Consider the following 23,698-nt stretch of genomic DNA (forward strand, 5'->3'; position numbering starts at 1 on the left):
AATTGCGCAAAAAGCGAGCAAGTCTACACCCCACGACGGGGCAGGACAAAACTCAGCAGAAACAGGGCGGCCGCCGTGACCACAATCGACGGCCCGGCCGGGGTGTCCTTGAACCAGGACAGCGCCAGGCCACCACACACCGCGAGCATCCCCAGAAGGCTGGCGCCGAGCGCCATTTGCTCCGGCGAGCGGGCGTGACGCTGGGCCGCAGCAGCCGGGATGATCAGCAGCGATGTGATCAACAATACGCCGACAATCTTCATCGCGACAGCGATCACCACGGCGATCAGCAGCATCAGGGTCATGCGCAGCGCCGCCACGGGCAAGCCTTCGACGGTGGCCAGTTCTTCGTGAACGGTGATCGCCAGCAGCGGGCGCCACAGCGTCACCAGCAGCACCAGCACTGCCGCGCTGCCGCCTAGAATCCACGCCAGGTCGGTGGGGCTGATCGCCAGCAGGTCGCCGAACAGGTAGGCCATCAGGTCGATGCGCACTTCATGCATGAAGCTCAGCACCACCAGGCCCAGGGACAAGGTGCTTGGGGCCAGGATGCCCAGCAGGGTATCGGAGGCCAGAGGCTGACGCTGTTGCAGGGTCACCAGCAGCACAGCCAGCAGCAGGCAGCCGACGGTGACGGCAATGGTCGGGCTCACATCCAGCAGAAATCCCATGGCCACGCCCAGCAGCGCAGCGTGGGACAGGGTGTCGCCAAAATAGGCCATGCGCCGCCAGACCACGAACGAGCCCAGTGGGCCCGCCACCAGCGCCAGAGCCAAGCCTGCCAGCAGGGCGTAGAGCAGAAAATCAGCCATGCTTGCAGCTATCTCCATGAACGTGGGTGTGGGATGCGGTGGAGTCATCGACTACAGCGCCATGCAGGTCATGGGCGTGGTCGTGATGGTGGTGGTAGATCGCCAGGCTCTGGGCGTTCTTGCCGAACAGTTCGACGAAGGCCGGGTCACCGCTGACCTGTTCCGGGTGGCCGGAGCAGCACACGTGGCGATTGAGGCACACCACCTGGTCGGTGGTGCTCATCACCAGGTGCAGGTCATGGGAGACCATCAGCACGCCGCAGCCATGACGGTCCCGCAGGCGGGTGATCAGGCTGTACAGCTCGGCCTGGCCGGCCACGTCGACACCTTGCACGGGTTCATCGAGTACCAGCAATTCCGGCTCGCGCAGCAGGGCGCGGGCCAGCAGCACGCGCTGCATTTCGCCGCCGGAGATGCTTTGCACCGGGCTGTCGATCACCTGTTCGGCGCCCACTTCCTTGAGGGCGGACTGTGCGCGGGCACGGTCGACACCGGGCACCAGGCGCAGGAAGCGCAGCACCGAGAGGGGCAAGGTCGGGTCCACATGCAGCTTCTGCGGCATGTAGCCGACCCGCAGCCTCGGCTTGCGCCACACGCTGCCGCTGTCGGGCTTGAGCAGGCCGAGTACGGCGCGCACCAGGGTGGTCTTGCCGGCACCGTTGGGGCCGATCAGCGTGACGATCTGACCTGGCTCGACGCTCAGGGCGATGTTGTCCAGCACGTTTTGCCCGGCGAACGTGACCCCGACCTGCTCCAGGCGGATTAACGCAGTGCTCATCAAGCCCCCTGGCAGCCCGAGCACACACCGACGACTTCGACGGTTTGCCCTTCGACCTTGAAGCCGACGTCGCCGGCGCTCTTGATGATGCTGTCGCTGATGCTTTTTTGCTCAAGTTCGATGGCGGCGTGGCACTCGCGGCAAATCAGGAACTGGCCCTGGTGCGCGTGTTCCGGGTGGTTGCAGCCGACAAAGGCGTTGAGCGATGAGATGCGGTGCACCAGGCCGTTGTCCAGCAGGAAGTCCAGCGCGCGGTACACCGTGGGCGGCGCGGCGCGGCGGCCATCCTGCTCGCTGAGCACGCCGAGGATGTCGTAGGCACCCAGCGGCTTGTGGCTTTGCCACACCAGCTCCAGCACCCGGCGACGCAGGGCGGTCAGGCGCAGGCCTTGGCGCGCGCACAAGGCGTCGGCCTCTGACAGTGCGCTGTGCACGCAGTGAGAGTGGTCATGGGGACGGCTGGCAAGCGGTGTTTTAGGCATGAGCGGCGACAGATATTTGTGAGAGACGTTATTATGTTACCTGTTCCTGCCTCCTTGAGTGGTCATCGTGTCCAGACTTTTTCCCGTTTTTGTCGTATTTGTCACCAGTTTGCTGCTTGCCGGTGCCGCTCAGGCGGAGGTTCGGGTGCTGACCAGTATCAAACCGTTACAACTGATTGCTGCTGCTGTGCAGGATGGCGTGGCGATTCCCGAGGTATTGCTGCCGCCGGGCGCTTCGCCGCATAACTATGCGTTGCGCCCTTCCGACGTACGGCGCGTGCAGTCGGTGGACCTGCTGTATTGGATCGGCCCGGACATGGAAAGCTTTCTGCCGCGTGTCTTGAAAGGCCGCAGCTTGCCGACGGTGGCGGTGCAGGACCTTCCGGGAATGAAACTGCGTCGGTTCGCCGAAGATAGCCACTCCCATGCTGAAGATGCCGACGAACATGATCATGACCATCGCCCGGGCAGCCTGGATGCGCATTTGTGGCTGTCGACGGTCAACGCCCGGGTGATTGCGAACCGCATGGCGGCGGACCTCAGCGCTGCCGACCCGGCGAACGCCGAGCGTTACCAGAGCAACGTGAAGGCCTTTGATGGCCGTATGGATGCACTGGACGCGCGCTTGAAGGCACGTATGGCGGACGTCGCCGGCAAGCCGTACTTCGTGTTCCATGAAGCCTTCGATTACTTCGAAGATGCCTACGGGCTCAAGCACACCGGGGTGTTCAGCGTGGCCGCAGAAGTGCAGCCGGGCGCCCAGCATGTGGCAGCGATGCGTACGCGTTTGCAGGAAGTGGGCAAGACTTGTGTGTTCAGCGAGCCGCCGTTGCGCCCGCGCCTTGCGGAAACGCTGGTGGCGGGTTTGCCGGTGAAGCTGGCGGAGCTGGATGCGTTGGGCGGCTACACGCCGGCCTCCGCCCAGGGGTATGAGCAGGTGCTGGAGAAGCTGGGGAATGACCTGGCTGGGTGCCTGGAGTCGCTCTGACAGACGCCGCATAACCACTGTGGGAGCGGGCTTGCTCGCGAATGCGGTGGATCAGTCAGCGCATCTGGTGACTGAAACTCCACATTCGCGAGCAAGCCCGCTCCCACATTTTGATCGCGTACGATCTTTACAGCGCGAACGGCAGCGGGGTCTTGACCTGCTGGCGTTGCGCCAGGCGCACTTGAAACTCTCGCGGGTCGTGAATCAGCACGTCCTGCCCGGCGAACGATTCCGCCGCAATCAGGCGTGACAGCCAGAACCGCACACAGGCCACACGCAGCATGGTCGGCCACAGCTCCGCTTCCTTGGCGGTGAACGGCCGCAAGCCCGCATAAGCCCCCAGCAACGCCCGCGCCCGTTGGCCGTCGATCACGCCGTCGGCGTCCGAGCACCAGTCGTTCAGGGCGATCGCCACGTCGTACAGCATCGGCCCCGAGCAGGCGTTGTAGAAGTCGATCAGCCCGGTCAGGTGCGTGCCTTCGAACATCGCGTTGTCGCGAAACAGGTCGGCGTGGATGTTTGCCCGGGGCAGCGTGAGGATCTGCGCCTTGTGCGCCTCGATCTCATCCAGCGCGGCTTGCAGCAGGCGCTGTTGTTCTGTGTCGAGGTGCGAAATCAGTTGCGCGCCTTCGCTGAGCATCCAGTCCAGCCCGCGATCGGTCTTGCGTTCCAACACCTTCTCGCCTTGGGTGGCCAAGTGCAGGTGCCCGAGCAATTCGCCCACTTGCACGCAATGCTGGGCGTTGGCGTCCTTGATGTGCTTGCCCGCCAGGCGCGGTTGCAACAGCGCCGGTTTGCCCGCCAACTCGCGCAAGGCCACGCCGTCGGTGGTACGCAGGGCGTAAGGCACTGGCAAATCAGCGTCGTGGAGCACGTCCAGCAGTTCGATGAAGAACGGCATTTCCTGCACGGGGCCGCGTTCGACCAGGGTCAGGACAAATTCGCCCTGTTCCAGGCTGATAAAGAAATTGGTGTTTTCACTACCAGCGGCAATCCCCTGGAAATCAAGCAGGCGGCCGAGCCCGTAAGGGGCAAGAAAGGTTTCCAGCTCGGGCCGAGCCAGGGGGGTGAACACAGACATGGTTAAAACTGCCGTTACGGGCGCTGCGGGGAGCAGCGCCGATTAAAGTTAAGAAATCATTTCCATTCGAAGATCTTCCATGACGGGATCAGCATATCCGGCTGGTCAGAGCGGATGAAGTTCGCATCGGTTCCGTCCGCGCGCACCAGGAAGTAAGGCGGAAAGCCTTTCTGGGTCACCTTGATCGCGTACAGGAAACCATTCTGGCGGTATTCCTGGATGGTCTTGTCGCCTTCCGTGCGAATGGTGACTTCCGGGTCGCCCGAAGGGGCAGTATCTGCCGCCATGGCCACCATCGGAGTGAGTGCAATCAAGCCGGTCAACAACAGGCGATTTACTGTACGCATGATAACCTTGTCCCTTTGTCGTCATTGGTCCGGCTATTCTAGCGCCTGACCCGCCGAAAAGGTTGATCCTGCTCATGAGCCAAGCCCCCCTCGTCCTGGTGGACGGTTCTTCTTACCTGTACCGCGCCTTTCACGCGCTGCCGCCGCTCACCACTTCCAAAGGCCTGCCTACCGGCGCGGTCAAGGGCGTGTTGAACATGCTCAAAAGCCTGCGCAGGCAATACCCGAACAGCCCGTTCGCGGTAGTGTTCGACGCCAAGGGCGGGACATTTCGCGATGAGCTGTACGCCGAATACAAGGCCAACCGCGCAAGCATGCCCGATGACATGCGCGTGCAGATCGAGCCGCTGCACCAGAGCGTGATCGCCCTGGGCTTCCCGCTGCTGTGCGTCGAAGGCGTCGAAGCGGACGACGTGATCGGCACCCTGGCCCGCAGCAGCGCGGCCGCCGACCGTCCGGTGGTGATTTCCACCGGCGACAAGGACATGGCGCAGCTGGTCGACGGGCACATTACCTTGGTCAACACCATGACCGGTAGCGCCATGGACGTTGAGGGCGTGAAGGAGAAATTCGGTGTCGCTCCCGAGCAGATCATCGATTACCTGGCGTTGATGGGCGACTCGTCCGACAACATCCCGGGCGTTCCCGGCATTGGTCCGAAGACAGCGTCCGGCTTGCTGGTAGGCGTCAACGGCGGTTTGAAAGAGCTCTACGAGCAGCTCGATATCGTGCCGACCTTGCCGATTCGTGGTGCCAAGACCCTGGTCGCCAAACTGGAAGAGCATAAGGCGAGTGCGTTCCTGTCCTACGAGCTGGCGACGATCAAGATCGACGTGCCGCTGGATGTGGGCCTGGATGATTTGCACCTGATCGAGCCGGATCGCGAGAAGCTGCTGGAGCTGTACACGCTGCTGGAGTTCAAGAGCTGGATTGACGAGATTCAACGCGATGCCAAGCGCGTCGAGTTGAGCGCTGCTCCTTCGGCCGCGGTCGCCGAGGAAGCGGTTGAGGTGGTCGCGCCGGTTTCTGTGGAGCCGGTGTACGAAACCATCCTCACCCAGGCCCAGTTCGATGTCTGGCTGAAGAAGCTCAACGACGCCAAGCTGTTCGCCTTTGATACCGAGACCACCGGGATCGACGCCCAGAAAGCGCAACTGGTGGGTGTGTCGTTTGCCGTGCAGGCCCATGAAGCAGCCTACATTCCGCTGACCCACTCCTACATCGGCGCGCCGGAACAGCTGGATCGGGACACCGTGCTGCTGGCCCTGAAGCCGTTGCTCGAAGACCCGGAAAAACTCAAGGTCGGCCAGCACGCCAAGTTCGACATGAACATCCTGGCCAACTGCGCCATCGGTGGTGACCCGGCACTCGGCATCACCGTGCGCGGCATTGCCTTCGATACCATGCTTGAATCCTATGTGCTGAACTCCGTGGCGACGCGCCATGACATGGACAGCCTGGCGAAGAAGTACCTGGACCACGACACCGTCAGCTTCCAGGACATCGCCGGCAAAGGCGCCAAGCAGCTGACCTTTGACCAGATTGCCCTGGAGCAAGCCGGCCCTTACGCGGCGGAAGACGCGGATGTGACCCTGCGTTTGCACCAGGAACTGCACAAGCAGCTTGCCGCTATTCCTACCCTGGCCAGCGTATTGTCCGACATCGAGATGCCGCTGGTGCCCGTGCTGGCGCGCATTGAGCGTCAGGGCGCCCTGGTGGATGCCGCCTTGCTGGGCATCCAGAGCATCGAGCTGGGCAACAAGATGGTCGACCTCGAGCGCCAGGCGTATGAGATCGCCGGCGAGGAATTCAACCTGGGCTCGCCCAAGCAGTTGGGCGCGATTCTCTACGAGAAACTCGGGCTGCCGGTGTTGAAGAAGACCGGCAAGGGCCAGGCCTCGACGGCCGAGGAAGTCTTGGCCAAATTGGCTGAAGACGACTACCCACTGCCGAAAGTGCTGATGCAGTACCGCAGCATGAGCAAGTTGAAAAGCACCTACACCGACCGTTTGCCGGAGCAGATCAACCCGCGCACCGGTCGCGTGCACACCTCCTATCACCAGGCCGTAGCAGCAACCGGGCGCCTGTCCTCCAGCGATCCAAACCTGCAGAACATTCCGGTGCGTACCGCTGAAGGCCGGCGTATCCGCCAGGCATTTGTCGCGCCCAAGGGCTACAAGCTGCTGGCGGCGGACTACTCGCAGATCGAGCTGCGCATCATGGCGCATTTGTCCAAGGACGAAGGCTTGCTGAATGCGTTCCGCGACGACCTGGACGTGCACACCGCCACGGCGGCCGAAGTGTTCAAGGTTGAGTTGACCGAGGTCACGTCCAATCAGCGTCGCAGTGCCAAGGCGATCAACTTTGGCCTGATCTACGGCATGGGCGCCCAGAAGCTGGGCAAGGACATCGGCGTCGACACCAAGACCGCCAAGGCTTACATCGATGTGTACTTCGCCCGTTACCCGGGGGTGCGCGAGTACATGGAGCGCACCCGCGCCCAGGCGGCTGATCAGGGTTATGTGGAAACCCTGTTCGGGCGCCGCCTGTACCTGCCGGAGATCAATTCCAACAAGCCTCAGGAGCGTGCTGGCGCCGAGCGTACGGCAATCAACGCGCCGATGCAGGGCACTGCGGCCGATATCATCAAGAAGGCCATGGTCAAGGTCGACAACTGGCTGACGGACTCGGGCCTGGACGCCAAGGTCATCCTTCAGGTGCACGATGAATTGGTGCTGGAGGTGCGTGAGGACCTGGTGGCTGAAGTCAGCGCGAGGATTCGTGAACACATGAGCGAGGCGGCAAAGCTGGATGTGCCGCTGGTGGTAGACGTCGGCGTGGGCGACAACTGGGACGAAGCGCACTAAACCTGGGGCCTGGGCCGCGTCATCATGCCGCGGCAGCGCTTTAGATCGGAAAACGCGGCGGGTTATTTCCAATAGTTTTTTGAACGTGCCGGAACTTAACCCGTGAATTGCTACTCAGAGTTACTGAATGGGTGGTGAAGCCCTTCAATGCTCCTATGTTGTGTTAAGTGTTGGCAGATATCTGGACCCCGCCCTAGCGGTCCGGAACTTGGACCCCGAACTTCCCCTCCCCATACGAAGTCCGGGGTTTTTTTTGCCCCGAGTTTTTACTCGGCGGCTTCCGAACCCTTGTCAGCCAGTTCCATCCAGCCTGCCAATACAGTGTAGGCATCTTCCAGCCCCATGCGTTTTGGCGCCGAGAACAACTGGATAGTCACCGCATCACCCCAACCCTTACGGATTTCTGCCTGCACTTTGAGCAGGGTGTTTTTCGCTGCGCCGTAGGTCAATTTGTCGGCCTTGGTCAGCAGGACGTGCATCGGCATGCCGCTGGCGACGGCCCAATCGAGCATCAACAGGTCGAAGTCGGTCATTGGATGACGGATGTCCATCATCAGAATCAAACCCTTCAAACTCTCCCGGCCACCCAGATACGCTTCGAGGTGACGCTGCCAGTGCAGCTTCAGCGGGATAGGTACTTTTGCATAACCGTAGCCCGGCAGGTCGACCAGACGCCGATCATCGTCTAGCTTGAAGAAGTTGAGGAGCTGTGTGCGCCCCGGGGTTTTCGAGGTGCGGGCCAGGCTGGCGTGGGTCAGGGTGTTCAGCGCGCTGGATTTGCCGGCGTTGGAACGGCCGGCGAATGCGACTTCGAAGCCTTCGTCATCGGGGCATTGGTCGACTTTGGCGGCGCTGAGCATGAAGGTGGACTGTTGGCACAGGCCGAGGATGGGATTCTTGAGTTGCATGAGTTTTCCGATGTGGGCGGTGCCGGGAATAGGTGCGGCAAGCGGTGTCGTTTCCGTTTCAGTAGCGCCAGTATATAATGCCGCAGATTTTGTGTGTGCTTTGTCCCAGCGAAGGATGAAGTTCACGGGAGCGATAGACCTTTATTGCGCATTAGAACGCAAAACGCTCTCAAACCCTGAAAAGGTCGATGTATGACCAAGTGGCTGCTGGCCTTCGGTTTCTTGATGCCACTTTACAGTGCGCAGGCTACACAGGAACCGGAGGCTGTGTACAACCGCTTTTGCGGGGCCTGCCATGCCGGACAGCTGCCCAACGCCCCTGGACGGGGTGACCAGGCAGCCTGGAAGCCAAGATTGGCTCAAGGTATGGACACGCTGGTGCAACACGTGACCCAGGGTTTCAAGGCGATGCCGCCGCGTGGTTTGTGCATGGACTGCAGTACCGAGGATTACCATGCCGTCATTCAGTTGATGGTGAGTGAACCCGGTCCATAACTCTTTAACCCTTAGCCGTAGTTGGATTAGCTGATGAACAAACTGATCGTGAGTCTGCTGTTGACCCTGGGCATCACCGGTGTTGCCCATGCCGCAGGCGACGCCACTGCTGGCCAGGCGAAAGCCGCCGTATGTGGTGCTTGCCATGGACCGGACGGTAATAGCCCGGCGCCTAACTTTCCAAAACTGGCCGGCCAGGGTGAGCGTTACCTGACCAAGCAGATGCACGACATCAAGGATGGCAAGCGTACGGTCCTGGAAATGACCGGCTTGTTGACCAACCTCAGCGATCAGGACCTGGCGGATATCGCGGCGTATTTTGCCAGCCAGAAAGGCAGTGTGGGAGCTGCTGATCCGAAACTGGTGGCCCGCGGTGAAGAATTGTTCCGCGGCGGCAACCTGGAAAAAGGCATGCCTTCCTGCCTCGGCTGCCACTCGCCTAACGGCGCAGGCCTTGCTGCCGCTGGCTTCCCGCACTTGAGCGGCCAGCATGCCCAGTACATCGGCAAACAGCTGACAGACTTCCGCGAAGGCAATCGCACCAACGACGGCGATACCAAGATCATGCAGAGCATCGCCGCGAAACTCAGCAACAAGGACATCGAAGCCGTGTCCCAATACATCCAGGGCCTGCACTAAGTGCCCCGGCTACGTTAACGCTCGATTAATCCGTCGATGCAAGCATAAAAAGGGTGGCCCAGGCTGCCCTTTTTTGTGGCCGGTGCCGTTACACTAACGAACTCATGCCCGCGTAGACCTGTCACAACAAAGGTCGCGTGAGGCGACTTTATTTGTCCAGGAGTAAAGCATGCGTAATCTGATCCTCAGCGCCGCTCTCGTCACTGCCAGCCTTTTCGGCATGACCGCACAAGCTGCCGATAATGTGCCGCTTGAAGCCGGTAAAACCTACGTTGAGCTGGCCAATCCTGTGCCGGTTTCCGTACCGGGCAAGATCGAAGTGGTGGAGCTGTTCTGGTATGGCTGCCCGCATTGCTACGCTTTTGAGCCAGTCATCAATCCGTGGGTCGAGAAGCTGCCTGAGGACGTGAACTTCAAACGTATTCCTGCCCTGTTCGGCGGCCCATGGGACGCCCACGGCCAGCTGTTCATTACCCTGGACACCATGGGTGTAGAACACAAGGTTCACGCGGCTGTCTTCAATGCCATCCAGAAAGAAGGCAAGCGCCTTGTGAAGCCTGAAGACATGGCCGATTTCGTCGCCACCCAAGGCGTCGACAAAACCAAGTTCCTGGAGACATTCAACTCGTTCGCTGTGAAGGGCAAGATGGCCCAATACAAGGAACTGGCCCAGAAATACGGCGTGCAAGGCGTACCGACGCTGATCGTCAACGGCAAATACCGCTTTGACATCGGCAGTGCCGGCGGCGAAGAGCAGGCGCTGAACGTGGCCGACCAATTGATCGCCAAAGAGCGCGCAGCCAAGTAAGGGGCCCGTCATGCGTCGCTGGGGTACTGAACGTGTCGTTGGCCTGCATGACCCGAAGGTCAACGAACATCACCTGGAATCCACGGGCCTGCCGGCTGACAGTCGGTTGCGCCTGCTCAGTTTCAATATCCAGGTGGGTATCAGTACCGAGAAATACCGGCATTACCTGACCCGTGGCTGGCAGCACCTGCTGCCCCACAATGGGCGTGCCGGCAATCTGCAAAAGATCGGCGACCTGCTGGGTGACTTCGACCTGGTAGCTCTGCAGGAGGCCGATGGTGGCAGCCTGCGTTCCGGCTACATCAACCAGGTCGAACACCTTGCGCAACTCGGTGCCTTTCCCTACTGGTATCAACAACTCAATCGCAACCTCGGCAAACTCGGCCAGCACAGCAATGGTGTGCTCAGCCGTCTGAAACCGTGGGCGATCGAGGACCACCCGTTGCCTGGCCCGAAAGGCCGCGGTGCAATTCTCGTACGATTCGGCGAAGGGCCGGAAGCATTGGTCGTGGTGATGATGCACCTCGCACTGGGGGCTCGAACCCGAACCATGCAGTTGGCCTACATCCGTGAGTTGATTGGCGGCTACAAACACCAGGTGCTGATGGGTGACATGAACACCCATGCCACAGACCTGCTACAGAATTCCCCGTTGCGCGACCTTGGGTTGCTGGCGCCGCAAGTCGAAGCCACCTTTCCCAGCTGGCGACCGCAACGTTGTCTTGATCACATCCTGCTCAGCCCGACCCTGACACTCGAAAGTGTGCAGGTACTGGCGCAGCCCATCTCCGATCACCTGCCCGTCGCGGTAGAGATTCGTCTGCCGGGTTCGCTCACGGCTGATGCATTGCCCGCGTTGAGCCCCGGCCCTCGCGGACCCCTTGCATGAGCGACGACGCCCAGCGTTGGAAAGAGAAATACCTTAAAAGCGTCGAGCAACAAGAAAAGCTCGAGCGTCGCTGGGCCGCCCGCCTCGACCTGCTGCGCCGAGGGCTGGTGCGCAGCACCCTGGCGGCAGAAGGGACCGACCGAGCGGTTGACCAATGCATGAAGGAAATGCGCGATGTGGTGCGCACCGACGACATGGACGCCGCCCTCGCTGCATTGCTGCCGCGCCTGGAAAAGGCCGTGCTGGATTCGGAGCAGCGCCGCGAAACCCGGGTTGACCAGATCGGCAGCGCGTTGACGGCCCTGGTCACTCAGTTGCAGAAACTGCCCTTGCCACGGGACGTGAGTCGCCCGCTGAAGGCTTTCGCCAAGCAGCTGGACGGTCGGGTTGGCCAGGCGCGGGAGATCCCGCTGTTGCTGAGCGAGCTGAGCGGCCTGCAGGGGCAGGCGCTGAGTAACCTGGAGCCGGAGGGCGAAACCAGCCGTTCGAGCCCGGGGCTGTTGCAGCGTCTGTTTGGCACCAAGGACGCAATCGACACGCCGGAGGTTGAAGCGCTCACGCCATCCCGCCCGGCTTCTCCGGCGCCTGCTGCGCCAAAGCCCAGCCCGGTGGATGAAGTTGAAGCGCCGGCGCAATCGGCGGAACTGGCCCAGGCGCTGCGGGCTTTTGCACCGCAGCCGAAGGTCCCGGCCCCCATCGAGTCGCCCCCTGAGCCGGTATCGCCAGTAGAGGCTACCGACGCTGTCAGCGAAGCAGTGCCTGTTGTTCCGGCCGTCGCGGTCACAGCGCCTGTCGTCGAGGCACCCGCTACGATTATCGAAACGCCAGAACCCGAGCAACCGATCGAAGCGGAGGTTGAGCTCGAGAGTGCTCTTGCCGCCATGGTCGAGGTGCCAGAGGTGCAGGCCCGTGAGCCGGAGCGGACAGAGATCGGCAGTCTTTCCCTGCCCCCGGTCCTGGCCGATGAACCGCAAGAATCGCCCGAGCAGGCAGAGCCGAACCCAGACGAGCTGCAAGCGGATCAAGCCTACGCCCTGCCCGACACCCCCGAGCCGTCTTACAGTTCGGTGGCCAAGCACATCGAAGATACCCTGCTCGGCTTACTGGAAGACCTCTCGCTGCCCGAGCGCCATCGGCCCCAGGCCGAAGCCATGCGTGAGCGCCTGGCCCACGGATTGAACTGGTACGAATTGCTGCCGATCCTCGATGACCTGGCGGTGTTGATGCTGGCGATCACCGACAGCGGCCAGCACGAGTTTGAAGCCTACCTCAAGCAGCTCAACGATCGTCTCGAGGCGTTCCAGGGGCACCTGCAGGTCGCCAGTGACGGCCACGCCGACAGCCGGTCGGCGGCCAGGGAGCTGGATACCCAGATCCGCGAACAAGTGGATGGTTTGCAAACCAGCATGCAGGACGCCGCGGACCTCGACAGCCTCAAGCACGTGCTGGAGAGCCATCTCGAAGGGCTGCTGGGCACCATGGATGAACACCGCCACCAGCGTGACCAGCGCGAACAGGAAGTGGCTGCACGGCTCAAGGGCCTGGCCGAACGGGTCGCCAATATGGAGCAAGAGGCTCAGGGCTACCGTGAACACCTTGAGGTTCAGCGCCAGAAAGCCCTGATCGATCCGCTCACCGCACTACCCAACCGCGCTGCCTGGAGCGAGCGCCTGGAGCAGGAGGTCAACGCCTGGCACCAGCGTGGAAATAACCTGTCACTGGCGATGCTGGACCTCGATCACTTCAAGCGCATCAACGACGGCTATGGTCATCTGGCGGGCGACAAGGTGCTGAAAATCATCGCCACGGTGCTTCGCAAACGCCTGCGGCCGAACGACTTCATCGCGCGTTTTGGCGGTGAAGAGTTTGTACTGCTGATGCCCAACTCGTCGCTGTCCGATGCGTTGGCGGTGGGTGAAACCCTGCGTGCAGCCATCCAAGCCTGCCCGTTTCACTTCAAGGGCGAGCCGGTGACGATTACGGTGTCCATGGGCATGGCGCAGTTTCAGCCGGGAGAACGCAGTGACCTGGCGCTCAAGCGCGCTGACGAGGCGTTATATCGTGCCAAGGCGGCGGGGCGTAATCAGGTGCAGGCGGCCTGACCGGAAATGTTCCATTTTGTTTAAAACATCGCATTTGGCCGCCTGGCAGCAAACGGTACGTTACACTGTTGCATTATCGTCTTAAGCGTACTATTTGCTGCCATGAAACTTCTGTGTTCTGCCTTTCTGTTTCTCCTGCTCGCCGGTTGCGCGAGCGGCCCTCGCCTGGACACCAGTCATCCTTCGGTGAACCACGACAATCGTGTGCAGTTTGTCGTCGTGCACTACACCTCGGCGTCCCTTGAGCGCTCCCTGGCGCTGTTGACCCATGGCCAGGTCAGCAGTCATTACCTGATCGGTGATGACGCCTCGGCCACCATCTATAAGCTCGTGGATGAAAGCCAGCGCGCCTGGCATGCCGGAGAAAGTGAATGGATGGGCCGCACCTGGCTCAACTCCAGCTCCATCGGGATCGAGATCGTGAACCCGGGTTATCGGGATTTGCCGACGGGCCGCGTCTGGTATCCCTATTCCGAAGCGCAGGTGCAGTCACTGGTGGTGCTGCTCAAGGACATCAGCAAACGCAACGGCATCGACCCGCGAAACATCATCGGCCATAGCGACATTGCCCCGCTGCGCAAGCTGGACCCGGGGCCGTTGTTCCCCTGGAAGCGCCTGGCGGATGAAGGGCTGGGCATGTGGCCGGACGCCAAGGCGGTGGCCCGTTACCAGGTGCAGTACGCAGCCGATCTGCCGAGCATTACCTGGTTCCAGGAAGAGTTGGCGAAGCTGGGCTATCCGACGCCGCAGACGGGCGAGCTGGATGTGGCGACGCGGCATGTGGTGGCCGCGTTCCAGATGCATTTCCGGGCGTCGCTGTTTGATGGGACGCCGGATGCCGAAAGTGCTGCGATCCTGCGGGCGTTGAATCACCAATAACGGTTGGCGCGTTGGTCCTACAGGGGCAACGCCATGTAGAACTGCGTCCCCTGCCCCGGCCGCGAATACACCCCCATGCGGCCACCGTGCAATTGCACGATCTCCTTGCACAGCGCCAGGCCCAGCCCGGCGCCGCCTTTCTTGCGGCCTACCTGCACAAACGGTTCGAAGATTCGTCCCTGCTGGCCGTAGGCAATGCCTTCACCGTTGTCTTCAACGCTGACAATCACCCGTTCGCCATGGCGACGCGCCTGCAAGCGGATCTGCCCACCGTCGGCTGTGTGCCGCAGGGCATTGCCCAGCAAATTGTCGAGCACCCTTTCCAGCTGCGCTCGATCGGCATGCAACCTCGGTAGCGGGGATTGTTCCTCAACCAGCAGCTCGATGTTCTGCGCATTCGCCTGCTCCGCGAAGCGGGCGCGGGCATGTTCGAGCAGGTCGCTGATGTCACACGGGCCCAGGGTGAGTTTCTGCAAGCCATTCTGGTAGCGCGAGAAGTTGAGCAAGTCGTTGATCAACTGCATCAGGCGCTGCATTTCCTCGTTGACCGTATCCAGCAGGTCCGCTTCGCGCGACTCCGCAGGAAACTTCGCCCGTTCCCGGAACAAGCCGAAGGCCATGTGCATGCCCGTCACCGGCGTGCGTAATTCATGGGACGCGCGCAATACAAACTCACTGCGCACCCGTTCAAAGGCACGCTGCTCGGTAACGTCATGCAGCACCATCACCGCGCCCAGAATGTGCCCCTGGGTATGGCTGACCGGCGTCAGGCTGTACGTCAGCAGGCGCAGCTCACCCTCAACCTCTACTTCCAGGTCTTCAGGTGCGCGCTCCAGGTTGCCGCCGCGCAGTACCAGCTGCAGCTGTTCATCCAGTTCCGGGCGGCCCAGGGCGTCGCCAAGGCCTTGGCCCAGGCGATTCTCGTCCCAGCCGAGTTGACGTTGTGCCACCGGGTTAAGGTGTTCCAGGCGACCCTGGCGGTCGATCATCAGCAGGCCGTCGTCGATGCTGTCGAGCACCGCTTGCAGGCGTTGCTGCCCGGCGAGTAGCTCGTCGACATTGGTTGCCTGATGCTGGCGCAACGCCTCGGCCATGATGCCGAAGCGTCGGGTCAGCAGGTTCATTTCCGCGGCGGATGAAATGGGCAGCGTGACTTCGAAGTTGCCCTGGCCGATCTTGTCGGCGGCCTTGGCCAGCGCTTCGATCGGCCCGCCAAAGCGTCGGGCGATACCGTGGGCGGTAACGAAACCGATGATCAGCACCGCCAGCCCGACCAGGCCCAGCAGGCCGGCAATCAGCAGCGCACGTTCACGGGACTTGTGTTCGGTATCGTTGATGTTATCCAGGGCTTTCTTGTGCTCGGCGATCAGGCCGTTGCGCAGGATGTTGAAGCGTTTGGTCAGCTCGTCGTTGTTGCGCAGTTGCGGCGGAGCATTCTCCTTTTCATCGAACGCCTCGAGAAAGCTCAGGTAATTGGTCTTGGCCTGGGTAAAACCGCTGGTTACCGCGTCCTTTTGTTCGTGGTCGATACCTTGCTGCAACAGGGCGAAATAGCGTTGCTTGGAGTCCTCCAGCGCAGCGGTATTCGGCTGTTCATTGAGCATGATCATCAACTGGTCGCCGAGGGTCTGCCGAAGCTTGAGCCCCAGGTCCAATGTGATGAAGTTGCTGCGAATCAACGATTCCTGGGTCTTGGCCATTTGCATGACGCTCACCAACCCCAGCAGCAACCCCAACAGGGCGACGGTGATCAGCGCGGAAATACTCAGGAACAACCGAGTGCGCAGGGTCATCGCAAGCTTCATAGGCTACAGCTCACAGGTTGTATTGTTTGCGTTTGCGATACAGCGTCGACGCATCAATGCCAAGGGTTCGGGCCGCCTGGTCCAGGGTGTCGCTGGTGGCCAGCACGGCGCCGATATGCGCCTTTTCCAGTTCATCCAGGCTCAACGCCGCACCGATACGCGGGGCATTGTTGGTCGGCTGCTCGGCCATGCCGAGGTGGCTGATCTCAACTTTTTCCTGCGGGCAGATGATGCTGGCCCGCTCAACCACGTTGCGCAGCTCACGGATGTTCCCCGGCCAGCGGTAGTTGAGCAGTGCCTCACGGGCTTCATCGCTGAAGCCGCGCGCCGGCCGCGCATATTCCTTCACGAAGCGCGCCAGGAAGCGGTCGGCCAGGGTCAGGATGTCTTCGCTGCGTTCGCGCAGGGGCGGCAGGTGCAAGGTGATGACATTCAGGCGATACAGCAGGTCCTCGCGGAAACGACCATCGCGAACCATGTCTTCCAGGTTCAGGTTGGTAGCGGCGAGGATTCGCACATCGGCACGGCGCGTCACCGGGTCGCCGACGCGCTCGTATTCCTTGTCCTGGATAAAGCGCAGCAACTTGGGTTGTAAAGTAAGCGGAAAGTCGCCGATCTCGTCGAGAAACAAGGTGCCGCCATCGGCCTGGTTGACGCGGCCGAGGGTGCTTTCGCTGGCGCCGGTAAACGCACCACGGCTATGACCGAACAACTCGCTTTCCATCAGTTCCGCCGTCAGGGACGGGCAGTTGATGGTGACACAGGATTTTTTCGCGCGTTTGCTCCAACCGTGGATCGCCCGGGCCAGTTCACCTTTACCGGTGCCGGATTCGCCGAGAATCAGGATGTTGGCATCAGTGCCCGCCACCTGGCGTGCGGTTTCCAGCACCACCATCATCGCCGGGCTATGGGAGTCGAGGCCGTCCTTGGGCTGGCGCACTGCGCCTTCCAGGGCTTCCAGGCGTGCCGAGAGCTGGCGCACTTCCAGCTGCTTGGCCGTGGCCAGGCGCAATTGGTCGGGGCTGCAAGGCTTTACCAGGTAGTCGGCCGCGCCGGCCTGGATCGCATCCACGGCGGTGTCGACGGCCGAGTGGGCCGTGACGATCACCACGCGCATCCACGGCGCCTGGATACGCATTTGCGCCAGTACGTCCAGACCGTTGTCTTCGCCCAGGCGCAGGTCCAGGAAGCACAGGTCAAACACCTGGCGTTGCAACAAGGCATCGGCCTGGGCGGCGCTGTTGGCGGTGGCTACGGTGTAGCCTTCATCTTCCAGGCAGTAACGGAAGGTGCGAAGGATCGCGGATTCGTCATCCACTAAAAGAATGCGGCCTTGAAGTTCCTTGGCTGATTCCATCTGTCCCGCGCTCCCTTAAGAATGAATGATGTTGTTTAGTCCCGGAATAATCGGGCAAGTTGCATGGTTTATTCTGATTGATTAAAGCCGTCACCGCGCAGCTATCTGCGCTTCTTCTTACAAAGACGCCCACAAGAGGCGTTTTTGTCTCCCTCTTGCCACTTCGGCAGTCGAACGTTGCCTTCCTATCCCTTGATCCGACCAGTGACCATCGTGCATTTCGCACGGCAAGGATAGGGGCATCGTGCAGGATGCTCGTGGTGTCAAAGCGCTTTTGTTTTTAACTTATTGATTTTATTGGGTTTTATTTTGTTAAAAAACTGGCACGCAGGCTGCAATACACCTCATACGAGTTTCATCTACGAATAATCAGAATGCGGGAGAGATACAGCATGACTCGCCAAAGCCTGACCCAACTGCGTGTATCGCCACTGCGCCTGCAACAGGGGCTGTTTGCCAGCCTGGCCCTGATGGTGACCTTGATTGGCGGTCAGCAATTGGCGCATTGGCAGCAGAGTCAGCAGCAAGTCGTGCAGTTTGAACGTCCGATGATGACCCAGACCCATTTCCGCTCCGTCGGCAGCACTGCCGCCGATGTGACAACCCCGCAATTGGCGGCGGTTGAACAGGACTCCACACTCGGCGACCTGCCATCGCAGGAACGCTGGGTGTTCTAGGCAATACACGGTCCTCGAATCGAGCGACCGCAGGCACTACCGCTGTTACCCCTAAAAGAAGCGTAAGGAGAATCACCATGTTGAGTTGGGCAATCACATTTCTGATCATCGCCATTGTGGCTGCAGTCCTGGGCTTCGGTGGTATCGCGGGCACCGCCACGGGTATCGCCAAGATTCTGTTTGTCGTCTTCCTGGTGATGTTCATCGCTTCCTTCTTCTTTGGCCGTCGTGGTCGAGGCTAAGCATGTTCAACTCGTCCCTTAAAGCCCTGGCTGCCGCCCTGTTGTTGGGCGGCAGCGGCTTGGTGCTGGCTGCCAATGATGGCCAGTCCCGAGCCAACGAACTGCTGAGTGCGGACCCGCAGTACCGCGAGACCTGGCAGAGCGTGGTCAAGAAGGAAGAGCGCCTGCCTGAATGGGTGATGAACCTGTCGGGTAGCGCTGAACAGATGAATGCCGTTGAAGAGGATGGTGACAAGTACTTGGTCGGGCCGCTCTGTGAAACCGCAGACACATGCCTGAACAAGCGCCTGATCGTCGCTTTCAGCTTCGACAAGGAAGATGCCTACGCGATGTTGGTAGAAGTCCCGGCGGGCCTGCCCGCGGACAAATCGCCAACGCGGCACGCCGACTACCGTTTTCTTGGCAAGCCGGACGAAGGCATGCAAAAGCTGCTGATGGAACAGCTCAAGAAAGATCCGAATTGGTACTAGGTTCGGTCTGACGACGCTGTCGTCTACCGGCTTAACGTCCATAGAAAGAAGCGCCGTGCTTCTTTCTGTTTGCATCGCCCGACAAGGGTGGTGCATGACCAAGGGGCCGGGTTGCTCTGATCGTTTGGATCGGCGTGACCTACGGGGACAGGGAGTGCCTGCGCAAGGGCCGGGTCAGGTGAAAAGCTGCGACGCAAGTTCCCAAGCCGATGGTTTGTGGAACTTGCGACGGGCTTGCGGCTCCTATGCCCGCTTCTGTCATGCCGCCCATAGCGGCAATTCTCCTTTTTGCGTCCGCCCAACCATTTCTTGGTGTTTCCGCGTGACCATCTATCGAGAAAGTTTGTCTCCTGCCAGACGAGTTTTTCGATGGTATGCGTAGGAATTTTCAGGGGTTTTCAACTGCGACCGTAGATTTTCAAAAAACCCTGCGCGAGCCTGAAATGGCCGGTTCGCGGCATTTATGCCTGCCGAAATGTCGTATTCGAACTGACCGTTCAGACAGAAAAACTCAAAAAAACTCATGCCGATTCGGCATAGGGTAGGCGTTTACGGCATTAGACGTCGCCTCCTTGCATCGGAATAGTTGCGCCTTTTTTCGCCTGCCAGTGAGCCATATCGGCCAACTGCGGTGACCTTCTACGGGGGCAGATGCACACACTTTTTCGCTCTCGAGCGTTCCAGCTGCTGGCGCATCTGCCTGAGTCCACTTGAAGTAAGGGTAATGACATGAAGAAGGCAAAGCTAAGCCTCGCCTGGCAGATCCTCATCGGTCTGGTGCTGGGGATTGCAATCGGTGCGGTGCTTAACCATTTCAGTGCTGAAAAGGCCTGGTGGATCAGCAACGTGTTGCAGCCCGCTGGCGATATCTTTATCCGCCTGATCAAGATGATCGTTATCCCGATCGTGATTTCGTCGCTGATTGTCGGAATCGCCGGTGTTGGCGATGCGAAAAAGCTCGGCCGGATCGGCGTTAAAACCATCCTTTACTTCGAAGTGGTCACCACCATTGCCATTGTGGTCGGCCTGTTGCTGGCCAACCTGTTCCATCCGGGTACCGGCATCGACATGAGTACCCTGGGTACCGTCGACATTTCCAAATACACGGCCACCGCCGCCGAGGTCCAGCACGAGCACGCGTTCATCGAGACGATCCTCAACCTGATCCCGTCGAACATCTTCGCCGCCGTGGCCCGTGGCGACATGCTGCCGATCATCTTCTTCTCGGTGTTGTTCGGCCTCGGCTTGTCGAGCCTCAAGCCTGAATTGCGCGAGCCCCTGGTGACCATGTTCCAGGGCGTGTCCGAGAGCATGTTCAAAGTCACCCACATGATCATGAAATACGCCCCGATCGGTGTATTTGCCCTGATCGCGGTGACCGTCGCCAACTTCGGTTTCGCCTCGCTGCTGCCGCTGGCCAAGCTGGTGATTCTGGTTTACGTCGCCATCCTGTTCTTCGCCTTTGTGGTCCTCGGCCTGATCGCCCGCCTGTTCGGCTTCTCGGTGATCAAGTTGATGCGCATCTTCAAGGATGAGCTGGTGCTGGCCTACTCCACTGCCAGCTCTGAAACCGTGCTGCCGCGTGTGATCGAGAAGATGGAAGCCTACGGCGCGCCGAAGGCGATCTGCAGCTTCGTGGTACCGACCGGCTACTCGTTCAACCTCGACGGTTCGACCCTGTACCAGAGCATCGCGGCGATCTTTATCGCCCAGCTGTATGGCATCGACCTGTCGATTGGCCAGCAACTGATGCTGGTGCTGACCCTGATGGTCACCTCCAAAGGCATCGCCGGCGTGCCGGGCGTGTCCTTCGTGGTGCTGCTGGCGACCCTGGGCAGCGTGGGCATTCCGCTGGAAGGCCTGGCGTTCATCGCCGGTGTCGACCGCATCATGGACATGGCCCGTACCGCACTGAACGTGATCGGTAACGCCCTGGCCGTACTGGTCATCTCCCGTTGGGAAGGCATGTACGACGATGCCAAGGGCGAGCGCTACTGGAACTCCCTGCCGCACTGGCGCACCAAGCAAGCACTGCCGGCCGGCGAGACTACTCGCGGCTGACCGCCAGGACTGGCTCCTACACAAACCCCGGAAAATCCGGGGTTTGTCGTTTCTGCCAGCCCCGCTATCATTCGCCCCATCTTTCGGGGGATTCAACTGATGCTCAATGGCCTGTGGCTTGGCTTCTTTATCGTGGCGATGGTGTCTGCGCTGGCGCAATGGCTGATCGGCGGGAATGCCGGGATCTTTGCGGCCATGGTGGAAAGCATTTTCGCCATGGCCAAGCTGTCGGTCGAGGTGATGGTGTTGCTGTTCGGCACCCTGACCTTGTGGCTGGGCTTCCTGCGTATCGCCGAGAAAGCCGGGATCGTCGACTGGCTGGCCAAGGCCCTGGGGCCGCTGTTCCGGCGCCTGATGCCGGAAGTGCCTGCCGGTCATCCGGCCATCGGCTTGATCACGCTCAACTTCGCCGCCAACGGCCTGGGCCTCGATAACGCCGCTACGCCCATCGGCCTCAAGGCCATGAAGGCGCTGCAAGAGCTCAACCCTATCCCCAATACCGCCAGCAACGCGCAGATCCTGTTCCTGGTACTCAACGCGTCTTCCCTGACCCTGCTGCCGGTCACCATCTTCATGTACCGCGCCCAGCAAGGTGCGGCGGACCCGACGCTGGTGTTCCTGCCGATCCTGCTGGCCACCAGCGCCTCGACCCTGGTGGGCCTGTTGTCGGTGGCGGTGATGCAACGCCTGCGGCTGTGGGACCCGGTGGTGCTGGCGTATCTGATTCCGGGTGCGCTGGTACTGGGTGGCTTCATGGCCTTGCTGGCGACGCTCTCAGCCACGGCGCTGGCGGGGCTGTCGTCGATCCTCGGCAACCTCACGCTGTTCGGGCTGATCATGTTGTTCCTGGTGATCGGCGCGCTGCGCAAGGTGAAAGTCTACGAGGCGTTTGTCGAAGGTGCCAAAGAGGGCTTCGACGTTGCCAAGAACCTGCTGCCGTACCTGGTGGCGATGCTGTGTGCAGTGGGCGTGTTGCGGGCGTCCGGCGCGCTGGATTTCGGCCTGGAAGGCATTCGCCACGTGGTGGCCTGGACCGGCATGGACACGCGCTTTGTCGATGCGCTGCCGACCGCGATGGTCAAGCCGTTCTCCGGCAGTGCGGCGCGGGCGATGTTGATTGAGACCATGCAGACCCAGGGCGTGGACAGCTTCCCGGCGCTGGTGGCGGCGACGATTCAGGGCAGTACCGAGACCACGTTCTATGTGTTGGCGGTGTACTTTGGCTCGGTGGGAATCCAGCGGGCACGGCATGCGGTGGGGTGTGCGTTGTTGGCGGAGTTTGCTGGTGTGGTGGCGGCGATTGCGGTGTGCTACTGGTTCTTCGGCTAAGACCTGAATCCCTGTGGCGAGGGCGCTTGCTCCCGTTGGGCCGCGAAGCGGCCCCAGTCAGTTATCGCAGGTGTGTCAGTCAAAGCTCATTGACTGGTTTTGGGGCTGCTGCGCAGCCCAACGGGAGCAAGCTCCCTCGCCACAAAAGCGCGGTTTCCCAGGCCGACGGCCCAATCCACCACCTGCCTGTTCAGCGCATCCCCAGCCTGACCAAACCCGGCCACCACCGCCGGCACCTTGGTATCCCCCACCGGCTGCCTCACCTCGAACCGCTTGCTGGCAATAATCCGTTGATCACTGCCGCGCACCAACCGTGCGTCCAGCCGTATCACCACTTCAACTGCGCTGCCGCGATACTCACTCTGAAACGCCTGCAACTGCCCGCCCAACTCAAAGTCCGCCTGCAGATTGGTCTCATCGGTACTGAGCAACGTCACCCGCCCATCCCGCTGGAACCCGTCCAACAACCGGTTACGCAACAGCACGGGGGCTGGATCGCTCCAGCGGGAATTCGCATAGCTGCTGATCAAGTCACCGTTAGGCACCACGGCAATCCGCGGGCTGTCGAGGAATTCGCTGGTCTGCGGCTTCGCCACCCGCAGCGACCAGGCCACCGGGCTGGCCTGCGTGGCGGCCTGCGCCGATGGCAACCGGTACACGTCCGAGGGATCCGCCTTCGGCAGGATGGAACACGCACTGACCAATACCAGCGCAACGGGGGCGATCATTTGGTACGCACGCTTCATGGCGTGAACTCCTTGTTCTTGTCGCTGCCCAGCAGGTAACCGCTGGGGTTGGCTTCCAGGCGGCGGGAAATGGCGCGCAACGAACCCAGGGTTTCCCGCAGCTCGCGCACCGCTGGCGCCAGTTCGTTGAGACCCTGCATGCCGCTGTTCAGGGAATCCTTGTTGTTGGTCAGCAAGGTGTCGATCGTGGCCGTGCTCTGTTGAAGGGACTGCATGGCTTTTTCAGCACTGCCGAAAACCTGCTTGCCCTGGTCGTTGAGCAAACCGTTGGCGTTGCGCATCAACGCGGTGGTTTGCTCCAGGGTGGCGCTGGCCTGTTTGCTCACCTGCATCAATTGCTGCATCACCACCTTGATGTCGCCGCGCTGATCGGCAATCGCGCCGGTGGTCTGTTGCAGGTTGTCCAGGGTATTGCTGAGGCGCTCGACGTTCTCCCGGGAGAACATGTGATTGGCGTTGTGCAGCAGCAAGTTGATGCTGGTCATCAGGTCATTGCTGTTGTTCAGCAGTCGCGCGATCGGCGATGGCGACGCAATGATCTCCGGCAGGTTGCCGTCCTTGCCCTTGAGCTCAGGGCTTTGGGGCGTACCGCCGCTGAGCTGGATGATCGAGGTGCCGGTGATGCCGGTCAGGGCCAGCTTGGCCTGGGTGTCTTCCTTGATCGGCGTCTGCCCGGCCAGGCGGATGCGCGCCAGCACCCGGCGCGGGTCTTTCGGGTCGAGGCGCAGGCTGGTGACGTCGCCCACCTTGATCCCGCTGTACTGCACGGCACTGCCTTGGGACAGCCCACTGACCGCCTCGTTGAACACCACTTCGTAATCCTGGAATGCGCTGTCGACGCTGGACTTGGCCAGCCACAGGCCAAACAGCATGGCGCCGACCACGACGATCACGCTGAACAGACCGATCATCACATGATGGGCTCGGGTTTCCATG

General features: G+C 61.0%; 23 protein-coding genes. 13 read left to right on the forward strand and 10 right to left on the reverse strand.

Annotated elements, in window-relative coordinates; translation table 11 throughout:
• Nucleotides 1-23: 23 nt before the first annotated feature.
• Genes znuB through V6607_RS00490 form a run of 3 tightly spaced genes read right to left on the reverse strand, consistent with a single transcriptional unit; the run spans nucleotide 24 to nucleotide 2,084 of the window.
• The gene (gene znuB / locus V6607_RS00480) at nucleotides 24-812 is read right to left on the reverse strand and encodes a zinc ABC transporter permease subunit ZnuB (protein ID WP_003214823.1); all 789 of its coding nucleotides are present in this window, start codon (nucleotides 810-812) and stop codon (nucleotides 24-26) included.
• Entirely contained in the window at nucleotides 805-1,590 is a 786-nt protein-coding gene (gene znuC, locus V6607_RS00485) for a zinc ABC transporter ATP-binding protein ZnuC (RefSeq protein ID WP_008439630.1), read from the reverse strand. The genes znuB and znuC overlap by 8 nt, the downstream gene beginning before the upstream one ends.
• The gene (locus V6607_RS00490) at nucleotides 1,590-2,084 is read right to left on the reverse strand and encodes a Fur family transcriptional regulator (protein ID WP_173406108.1); all 495 of its coding nucleotides are present in this window, start codon (nucleotides 2,082-2,084) and stop codon (nucleotides 1,590-1,592) included. The genes znuC and V6607_RS00490 overlap by 1 nt, the downstream gene beginning before the upstream one ends.
• 46 nt (nucleotides 2,085-2,130) lie before the next feature.
• On the opposite strand from V6607_RS00490, the gene V6607_RS00495 reads away from it, so the two are divergent.
• Entirely contained in the window at nucleotides 2,131-3,060 is a 930-nt protein-coding gene (locus V6607_RS00495; RefSeq protein ID WP_008439631.1) for a zinc ABC transporter substrate-binding protein, read from the forward strand.
• A 127-nt stretch (nucleotides 3,061-3,187) separates the two neighbouring features.
• On the opposite strand, the gene V6607_RS00500 is transcribed toward V6607_RS00495, so the two are convergent.
• Nucleotides 3,188-4,141, reverse strand: coding sequence for a homoserine kinase (locus V6607_RS00500; RefSeq protein WP_008439633.1), 954 nt, complete (start codon nucleotides 4,139-4,141; stop codon nucleotides 3,188-3,190).
• A gap of 56 nt (nucleotides 4,142-4,197) precedes the next feature.
• Entirely contained in the window at nucleotides 4,198-4,488 is a 291-nt protein-coding gene (locus V6607_RS00505; protein ID WP_003214814.1) for a DUF2782 domain-containing protein, read from the reverse strand.
• A gap of 74 nt (nucleotides 4,489-4,562) precedes the next feature.
• Between V6607_RS00505 and polA the strand changes: the two genes are divergently transcribed.
• Nucleotides 4,563-7,355, forward strand: a complete 2,793-nt coding sequence (polA, locus tag V6607_RS00510) for a DNA polymerase I (protein WP_134325501.1) — start codon at nucleotides 4,563-4,565, stop codon at nucleotides 7,353-7,355.
• A gap of 266 nt (nucleotides 7,356-7,621) precedes the next feature.
• On the opposite strand, the gene yihA is transcribed toward polA, so the two are convergent.
• The gene (gene yihA / locus V6607_RS00515; protein WP_003214811.1) at nucleotides 7,622-8,263 is read right to left on the reverse strand and encodes a ribosome biogenesis GTP-binding protein YihA/YsxC; all 642 of its coding nucleotides are present in this window, start codon (nucleotides 8,261-8,263) and stop codon (nucleotides 7,622-7,624) included.
• Between the two features lie 192 nt (nucleotides 8,264-8,455).
• On the opposite strand from yihA, the gene V6607_RS00520 reads away from it, so the two are divergent.
• From V6607_RS00520 to V6607_RS00545, 6 genes are all read left to right on the forward strand, one after another.
• Nucleotides 8,456-8,758, forward strand: a complete 303-nt coding sequence (locus V6607_RS00520) for a c-type cytochrome (protein ID WP_003214809.1) — start codon at nucleotides 8,456-8,458, stop codon at nucleotides 8,756-8,758.
• Nucleotides 8,759-8,791: 33 nt separating this feature from the next.
• Nucleotides 8,792-9,397 (forward strand): cytochrome c4, encoded by a 606-nt coding sequence (locus tag V6607_RS00525; protein WP_003214807.1) that lies wholly within the window; start codon nucleotides 8,792-8,794, stop codon nucleotides 9,395-9,397.
• Between the two features lie 169 nt (nucleotides 9,398-9,566).
• On the forward strand, nucleotides 9,567-10,205 hold the full coding sequence (locus V6607_RS00530; RefSeq protein ID WP_087694548.1) for a thiol:disulfide interchange protein DsbA/DsbL: 639 nt from the start codon (nucleotides 9,567-9,569) through the stop codon (nucleotides 10,203-10,205).
• 10 nt (nucleotides 10,206-10,215) lie between these two features.
• The gene (locus tag V6607_RS00535; RefSeq protein WP_087694547.1) at nucleotides 10,216-11,094 is read left to right on the forward strand and encodes an endonuclease/exonuclease/phosphatase family protein; all 879 of its coding nucleotides are present in this window, start codon (nucleotides 10,216-10,218) and stop codon (nucleotides 11,092-11,094) included.
• Nucleotides 11,091-13,196, forward strand: a complete 2,106-nt coding sequence (locus tag V6607_RS00540; RefSeq protein WP_134325502.1) for a GGDEF domain-containing protein — start codon at nucleotides 11,091-11,093, stop codon at nucleotides 13,194-13,196. Before V6607_RS00535 ends, V6607_RS00540 begins: the two co-directional genes overlap by 4 nt.
• A gap of 102 nt (nucleotides 13,197-13,298) precedes the next feature.
• Entirely contained in the window at nucleotides 13,299-14,075 is a 777-nt protein-coding gene (locus V6607_RS00545) for an N-acetylmuramoyl-L-alanine amidase (RefSeq protein WP_003214798.1), read from the forward strand.
• Between the two features lie 17 nt (nucleotides 14,076-14,092).
• Here the strand turns inward: V6607_RS00545 and V6607_RS00550 are convergent, their stop codons facing one another.
• On the reverse strand, nucleotides 14,093-15,880 hold the full coding sequence (locus tag V6607_RS00550; protein WP_008439641.1) for a KinB sensor domain-containing domain: 1,788 nt from the start codon (nucleotides 15,878-15,880) through the stop codon (nucleotides 14,093-14,095).
• A gap of 10 nt (nucleotides 15,881-15,890) precedes the next feature.
• A complete protein-coding gene (algB, locus tag V6607_RS00555) occupies nucleotides 15,891-17,237 on the reverse strand; it encodes a sigma-54-dependent response regulator transcription factor AlgB (protein WP_003214793.1) in 1,347 nt (448 codons plus the stop codon).
• A 392-nt stretch (nucleotides 17,238-17,629) separates the two neighbouring features.
• On the opposite strand from algB, the gene V6607_RS00560 reads away from it, so the two are divergent.
• From V6607_RS00560 to V6607_RS00580, 5 genes are all read left to right on the forward strand, one after another.
• On the forward strand, nucleotides 17,630-17,914 hold the full coding sequence (locus V6607_RS00560) for a hypothetical protein (protein ID WP_087694545.1): 285 nt from the start codon (nucleotides 17,630-17,632) through the stop codon (nucleotides 17,912-17,914).
• A 77-nt stretch (nucleotides 17,915-17,991) separates the two neighbouring features.
• A complete protein-coding gene (locus V6607_RS00565; RefSeq protein WP_003170804.1) occupies nucleotides 17,992-18,156 on the forward strand; it encodes a DUF1328 domain-containing protein in 165 nt (54 codons plus the stop codon).
• Nucleotides 18,157-18,158: 2 nt separating this feature from the next.
• The gene (locus V6607_RS00570) at nucleotides 18,159-18,626 is read left to right on the forward strand and encodes an inhibitor of vertebrate lysozyme family protein (protein ID WP_008439644.1); all 468 of its coding nucleotides are present in this window, start codon (nucleotides 18,159-18,161) and stop codon (nucleotides 18,624-18,626) included.
• Nucleotides 18,627-19,355: 729 nt separating this feature from the next.
• Complete coding sequence (gene gltP, locus V6607_RS00575; RefSeq protein ID WP_003214787.1) at nucleotides 19,356-20,687, forward strand: glutamate/aspartate:proton symporter GltP; 1,332 nt, start codon at nucleotides 19,356-19,358, stop codon at nucleotides 20,685-20,687.
• Between the two features lie 99 nt (nucleotides 20,688-20,786).
• Nucleotides 20,787-22,016: a spore maturation protein gene (locus V6607_RS00580; RefSeq protein WP_003214785.1), complete on the forward strand. Its 1,230-nt coding sequence runs from the start codon at nucleotides 20,787-20,789 to the stop codon at nucleotides 22,014-22,016.
• 86 nt (nucleotides 22,017-22,102) lie between these two features.
• On the opposite strand, the gene V6607_RS00585 is transcribed toward V6607_RS00580, so the two are convergent.
• On the reverse strand, nucleotides 22,103-22,762 hold the full coding sequence (locus V6607_RS00585) for an ABC-type transport auxiliary lipoprotein family protein (protein WP_003214782.1): 660 nt from the start codon (nucleotides 22,760-22,762) through the stop codon (nucleotides 22,103-22,105).
• Nucleotides 22,759-23,697, reverse strand: coding sequence for an MlaD family protein (locus tag V6607_RS00590; protein WP_003214780.1), 939 nt, complete (start codon nucleotides 23,695-23,697; stop codon nucleotides 22,759-22,761). Before V6607_RS00590 ends, V6607_RS00585 begins: the two co-directional genes overlap by 4 nt.
• Nucleotide 23,698 lies beyond the last annotated feature (1 nt).

The sequence above is a fragment of the Pseudomonas sp. KK18 genome (assembly GCF_037094675.1).
GTDB lineage: Bacteria > Pseudomonadota > Gammaproteobacteria > Pseudomonadales > Pseudomonadaceae > Aquipseudomonas.